This window comes from Pedobacter sp. 01N416 (assembly GCF_056399685.1).
Genome location: NZ_JBFTRT010000401.1, coordinates 1 through 5,847 on the forward strand (window position 1 = coordinate 1; position 5,847 = coordinate 5,847).

At 40.4% G+C, this 5,847-nt stretch carries 9 protein-coding genes; all 9 read left to right on the top strand.

Annotated features, from left to right (window positions below; all coding sequences use genetic code 11):
- A partial coding sequence (gene moaA, locus AC1DND_RS19835) for a GTP 3',8-cyclase MoaA (protein WP_477584254.1) occupies positions 1-908 on the top strand: 908 nt, incomplete at its 5' end.
- A gap of 7 nt (positions 909-915) precedes the next feature.
- A complete protein-coding gene (locus AC1DND_RS19840) occupies positions 916-1,377 on the top strand; it encodes a MoeA family protein (RefSeq protein WP_477584256.1) in 462 nt (153 codons plus the stop codon).
- Between the two features lie 40 nt (positions 1,378-1,417).
- Entirely contained in the window at positions 1,418-1,804 is a 387-nt protein-coding gene (locus AC1DND_RS19845) for a molybdopterin-binding protein (protein WP_477584265.1), read from the top strand.
- Between the two features lie 3 nt (positions 1,805-1,807).
- A complete protein-coding gene (locus AC1DND_RS19850; RefSeq protein ID WP_477584258.1) occupies positions 1,808-2,548 on the top strand; it encodes a sulfite exporter TauE/SafE family protein in 741 nt (246 codons plus the stop codon).
- The gene (locus tag AC1DND_RS19855; protein ID WP_477584259.1) at positions 2,541-3,047 is read left to right on the top strand and encodes a molybdopterin-binding protein; all 507 of its coding nucleotides are present in this window, start codon (positions 2,541-2,543) and stop codon (positions 3,045-3,047) included. The genes AC1DND_RS19850 and AC1DND_RS19855 overlap by 8 nt, the downstream gene beginning before the upstream one ends.
- 140 nt (positions 3,048-3,187) lie before the next feature.
- Positions 3,188-3,421, top strand: a complete 234-nt coding sequence (locus AC1DND_RS19860; RefSeq protein ID WP_029277560.1) for a MoaD/ThiS family protein — start codon at positions 3,188-3,190, stop codon at positions 3,419-3,421.
- A 5-nt stretch (positions 3,422-3,426) separates the two neighbouring features.
- Positions 3,427-4,533, top strand: coding sequence for a ThiF family adenylyltransferase (locus AC1DND_RS19865; protein ID WP_477584260.1), 1,107 nt, complete (start codon positions 3,427-3,429; stop codon positions 4,531-4,533).
- A 1-nt stretch (position 4,534) separates the two neighbouring features.
- Positions 4,535-4,978, top strand: coding sequence for a molybdenum cofactor biosynthesis protein MoaE (locus tag AC1DND_RS19870; protein WP_477584261.1), 444 nt, complete (start codon positions 4,535-4,537; stop codon positions 4,976-4,978).
- Between the two features lies 1 nt (position 4,979).
- Positions 4,980-5,847, top strand: an 868-nt coding sequence (gene moaCB, locus AC1DND_RS19875; protein ID WP_477584263.1) for a bifunctional molybdenum cofactor biosynthesis protein MoaC/MoaB, incomplete at its 3' end; no start/stop codon positions are given.

Here is a 5,847-nt window from a genome sequence, read left to right on the forward strand (position 1 = left end):
GCTTTTATTGCATGCCCGAAGAAGAATACGACTTCACCCCTGCCTCCCGGCTAATGCAAACCGACGAAATTATTAAGCTGGCAGAAGTTTTTGTGGCCAATGGCGTAAAAAAAATCAGGCTTACAGGTGGTGAACCATTGGTAAGAAAAGATGCAGCTCAAATTATTGCAGCATTGGGTAAACTTCCGGTCGAGCTCGTCATTACCACAAACGGAACCCGCATTGCCGAAATGTTACCTGTATTAAAAGAAGCAGGTATTAAAACCATTAATATTAGTCTGGATACATTACAACCTGAGAAGTTCTTTATGATTACCCGAAGGGATGTTTTCCATCAGGTACGCAGTAATATCGAATTGCTTTTGCAGCACAAAATCAAGGTAAAGGTAAATATGGTGGTGATGAAAGGGCTTAATGATAACGAGATCTGCGATTTCATCAATTGGACCAAACACAATCCAATCCAGATCAGGTTTATTGAGTTTATGCCCTTTAGCGGTAACAAATGGACAAGCAATAAGATGTTTTCGTTAGATGAAATCCTATCTGTAGTTGAAAAAGATTTCACCGTATTACCTGTTAAAGGAGAACCACATGATACGGCTAAAAGTTTCATGATTCCTGGTCACGAAGGCTCGTTTGCCATAATTAGCACCATGACCAATCCTTTTTGCGATACCTGTAACCGCATGCGCTTAACTGCAGATGGCAAATTAAAGAACTGCCTTTTTTCGGATAGTGAAACCGATCTGCTTACGGCATTGCGAGAAAATGAAGATGTGCTTCCACTAATTCAATCAGCTATTTGGAGCAAAAAGAAAGCATTAGGCGGACAGTTGGTAAGCGATTTCGAAAAAATTGATGCGACTACCATTCAAAACAGAAGTATGATTACCATTGGAGGATAAAATTTTCATGATTAGCGTTAAAGAAGCAAAAGACCTCATTTCTCAATACATAACAGCATTAAATCCCATTTCAATCGATTTGGCAAAGGCATCAGGACACATTCTTGCAGCTGATGTTTATGCTAAATACGATATTCCTGCATTTAGCCAATCATCCATGGATGGTTATGCCATCAAGTTCGAAGATCACGAACAAGAACTCTCCTTAATTGGCGAAATGGCCGCAGGAACGGCAACCACCATAACCATCCAAAACGGCGAAACCAGCAGGATATTTACAGGTGCCCCTTTGCCAGAAGGTGCCGATACTGTGGTGATGCAAGAAAAAATCACACGCACAGATGGGAAAATCACCTTGCAGGATTCTAATTTAAAGCTTGGCTTAAACGTACGGGATAAAGGTTCAGAAATTATGGCCGGAGCATTGGCAATGGAAAAAGAGAGCCTGCTCAGTCCTAGGCGATTATGATTTTGTAATCGAAGCCGCTGCACATTGTGGCATCAAACAGATTTTTCATAAGGTAAAGCAGAAACCTGGCAAACCTTTGTTTTTTGGCACAAAAGATCAAAAATTAATATTTGGACTTCCGGGTAACCCATCATCTGTACTCAGCTGCTACTATAATTACGTATTGCCATCCATCAAATCCTTATCGCATAAAAGCAATAGTGTACTTGAGGTTCAGGCAAAACTTACCCATTCCTATTCCAAAGCTGCAGGGCTTACACATTTCCTAAAGGGCAAATTTGAAAATGGGCTGGTTACCCCGCTCAGTGCGCAGGAATCTTATCGATTAAGCTCATTTGCGCAGGCCAATTGCCTGATCTGTCTTGATGAAACACAAGAACAATTAAAAAAAGGCGACATCCTAACCGTAATGATTTTACCAAACTAAACCATGCAAGAAAGTTTTATCCTATTTTACTGTTTGCTTTTTATTGTAGCCTTTTTATACGCCTCTGTTGGGCATGGTGGCGCAAGCGGTTACCTCGCATTAATGGCCATTTTCGCCATTTCACCGGCCATTATGAAACCTACAGCACTATTGCTCAATTTGTTTGTTTCTTCTACTTCATTTATCCAATTTTACCGTGGTGGTCATTTTAAATGGAAAACCTTTTGGCCTTTTGCGCTTGCCTCTATCCCACTCTCTTTTGTTGGCGGCATGATGGCCATCGAAAGTTCCATTTATAAAAAGATTTTGGGTGTGCTGTTACTCATTCCCGTAATCCGTTTTTTCTTCTTTAAAAATACCGATCCAAAAGATTTCAAACCATCGAACATTCCGCTATCGCTTGCCATTGGCGGTATTATCGGCTTACTTTCGGGCATGATCGGTATCGGTGGAGGCATTATCCTTTCTCCTATCCTATTGCTTTTAAAGTGGACAGATCAAAAACAGACTGCGGCAATCAGTGCAGCATTCATCTTTGTTAATTCGGTTGCTGGTTTAGGCGGCCAACTGATTAAAGGCTTCGAATTTAACAGCCATATGCTCGCTTATGTTGGCGTAGCTTTCGTGGGTGGCATTTGTGGCGCTTATTTTGGCGCTTTAAAATTCCCGCAAACCGTTTTAAAAAATGTGCTGGCCTGTGTATTGGCGCTGGCCGCTTATAAATTACTATTTACACATGCATAATATTAAATACCTTATCATCGGCTTATTATTTTTAAGTTTTGCTGTAAATGCACAGGAGAGCAAGCAATTTGTAATCGAAGGAAAGGTTAAAGCTCCGCTAACAGTTACTTTAGACAATTTAAGTGCTTATAAATCCGTTAGTTTGGATAGTATGACAATTTTTAACCACTTGATGCAGCGTAAAAGCAGCATTAAAAACATTAAAGGTGTGCTTTTGAAAGATATTTTGGCCAAGGTAGAAATAGATGCTGCCTCACCAAAAACATTAAGTGAATATTATCTGGTTTTTACGGCAACCGATAATTATAAAGTGGTGTACTCGTGGAACGAAATTTTTAATTCGCCAACCGGAAATCAAGTGCTGGTTTTAACCGGTTATGATACCAATCCTGCAAAGGCTGAAAAGGGAAATATCACCATTATTACACCAAGCGATTTCGCAACAGGAAGAAGATTTGTAAAAGGATTGAGTAAAATCAGCATCTTACAGGTAAATTAGCAGCATGAAACCATCATGAGCAAACACTCACAAATGGTAATAAACCGAGCCTGTGAGCGCTTGAACACAAAAATCAAATAGAAACTTGTGAAAAACATGCTCATGATAGCTTCATCACCGATAAAAACAAAAATATACAGATGAAAATCGAATTGATCAGTTTTGGCAAGATTTCCGAGTTTATCAACAATCAAAATATTGAGGTTGATGGCATTGCTGATACCGATGCTTTTAAACAGTATTTAGAAAATCAGTTTCCTGCTTTAAAAAGCATGAAATATAAACTTGCCTTGAACAAAAATATCGTTCAGGAAAATACTGAAATTACCAACAACGCTACAATAGCCATAATGCCACCTTTTTCTGGCGGATAAACGATATGAGTGCAGAACGATACAACAGGCAGATTATCCTTAAAGGATTTGGAGAGGAGGCACAACAGCAGCTTTTAAGGGCAAAAGTGCTTGTAATTGGTGCTGGTGGCTTGGGTTGTCCAGCGTTGCAATACCTTGCTGCTGCCGGCATTGGCCATATTGGTATTGTTGATGACGATACCATTTCATTGTCCAATTTACATAGACAGATTCTTTTTACAACGGCTGATATCGGGAAACTGAAAGTAGAGATTGCAGCAAAGCGCTTGCAGGAGATGAATACGCAGATCGGGATTATCCGCCACCCCATCCGTTTGCAGAAAAATAATATCCTCGATATTCTATCCAGATACGATTACATATTGGATGGTACAGACAATTTCGAATCCAGATACCTCATTAACGATGCCAGTGCCCTATTGAACAAACCGCTAATATTTGCTGCAGTTTCGGGTTTTGAGGGTCAGTTGGCCATATTTAACACGCCCGATCATTTAACGCCCAGCACCAATTACCGCGATCTTTTCCCCATTCCACCCGATAAAGGAGAAGTAGCCAATTGTGCAGAAAATGGCATTTTAGGCGTATTGCCAGGAATATTGGGTACCATGGCAGCCGCAGAAACCATTAAACTGATTGCCAAAATCGGGCAACCACTCACCAATAAAATTTTAAGTTACAACCTACTTACACAAGAACAATATACCATCAATATCAGTCATGGAGGCGGTTATTCCCTGCCCAAAACTGTTGATGAATTTTTAAATATGGATTATCAGGATACGAGCGAAGGACCGCAGGGATATAAAGAAATTGATGCCAGCGAACTGGTTAAACTTCAGCAGTTAGAATCTACAATTTTAATCGACGTACGCGAAAGGCACGAAGTACCCATACTGGATAAACAGATCTTTACGCAGGTACCAATGTCGGAGTTTGGCGCCTTTATGAGTAAAGAATTTTATCAAAAACATGTGGTGCTGATTTGCCAGCATGGCATCAGAAGTGTAGCCGCAGCAGAGGCTATGCAGGAAAAATATGGCGATGCAAAAAAAATATACAGTTTAAAAGGTGGTATCGTAAAATGGAGAGATCATTTTCTCAAACCCTAACATGAGCGAAAAAAAGATAAAGAACATATTTGTAAATGGCCCAATCGAACCTGCTTTTATAGCCGACAGTATTGCCAAACACAACAACAAAACAGCTATTGGAGGCCATAGTATTTTTATGGGCCAGGTGAGAAAAGATGAAATTGAAGGCAAATTTGTTGCAGCGATAACATATACCGCATACGAAGACCTTGCCCTCGAAAAAATGCATCAGATCAGGGAAGAAATCTTCGAAAAATATCCACTCAATTGCATGCATATTTATCATAGTTTGGGCACAGTTAAAACAGGCGAAATCTGCCTTTTTGTTTTCACTTCGTCGGCACACCGTAAACCGGCAATGGCGGCCTGTACTGAAGTTGTAGATCGGTTAAAAGCAGAATTACCGATCTGGGGAAAAGAAATATTCGAAGACGAAACCCACCAGTGGAAAGAAAATATTTAATATGGTAAACATCACAAAAAAATCCAACACCTTAAGGATTGCCATTGCAACCGCTACTGTAAAGGTATCGAAGCAAGAAACCATTGATGCTGTTGAACAGCGTAAAATTCCCAAAGGCGATGTATTTGAATTTGCCCGTGCAGCGGGTTTATTCGGCGTAAAAAAAACCAGTGATGTAATTCCCGATTGTCACCCGCTTCCAATTGAATACACGGCCATTACCTACGAAATTGTAGGTTTAACCATCATGATTACAGTTGAAGTACATACCATTTACAAAACAGGTGTAGAAGTTGAAGCCATGCATGGTGCTTCGGTTACAGCTTTAACCATGTACGATATGTTAAAACCGATTGATAAAGGTGTTGAAATAGAAAACATCAGGTTATTAAAAAAATCGGGAGGAAAATCTGATCTTAAAAATGCCAAATTCCCTGAACTAAAAGCTGCAGTTGTAGTTTGTTCAGACTCTGTTTTCGAAAACAAAGCACAGGATAACTCTGGCAAAGCGATTATTTCGAGATTAGCCCAATGGGACATCAATGCTGAGAAATATGAAATCGTACCCGACGAGATCAATATCATTCGGGATAAAGCCAGCGAGTTAAGCAAAGGCGGCTACCATTTAATCATTTTTACCGGGGGAACTGGCCTTTCACCCCGCGATGTAACTCCAGAGGCCATTGCGCCTTTAATTGACCGCAATATCGATGGGATTATGGAAACTGCGAGACGTTACGGACAGGAACGCATGCCTTATGCCATGCTTTCGCGTGGTGTAGCGGGTTTTATCGGAGAAACATTGGCACTTACCTTCCCAGGGTCGAAAAGTGCTGTAGAAGAAAGTATGGATGCCTTATTTCCTCAGA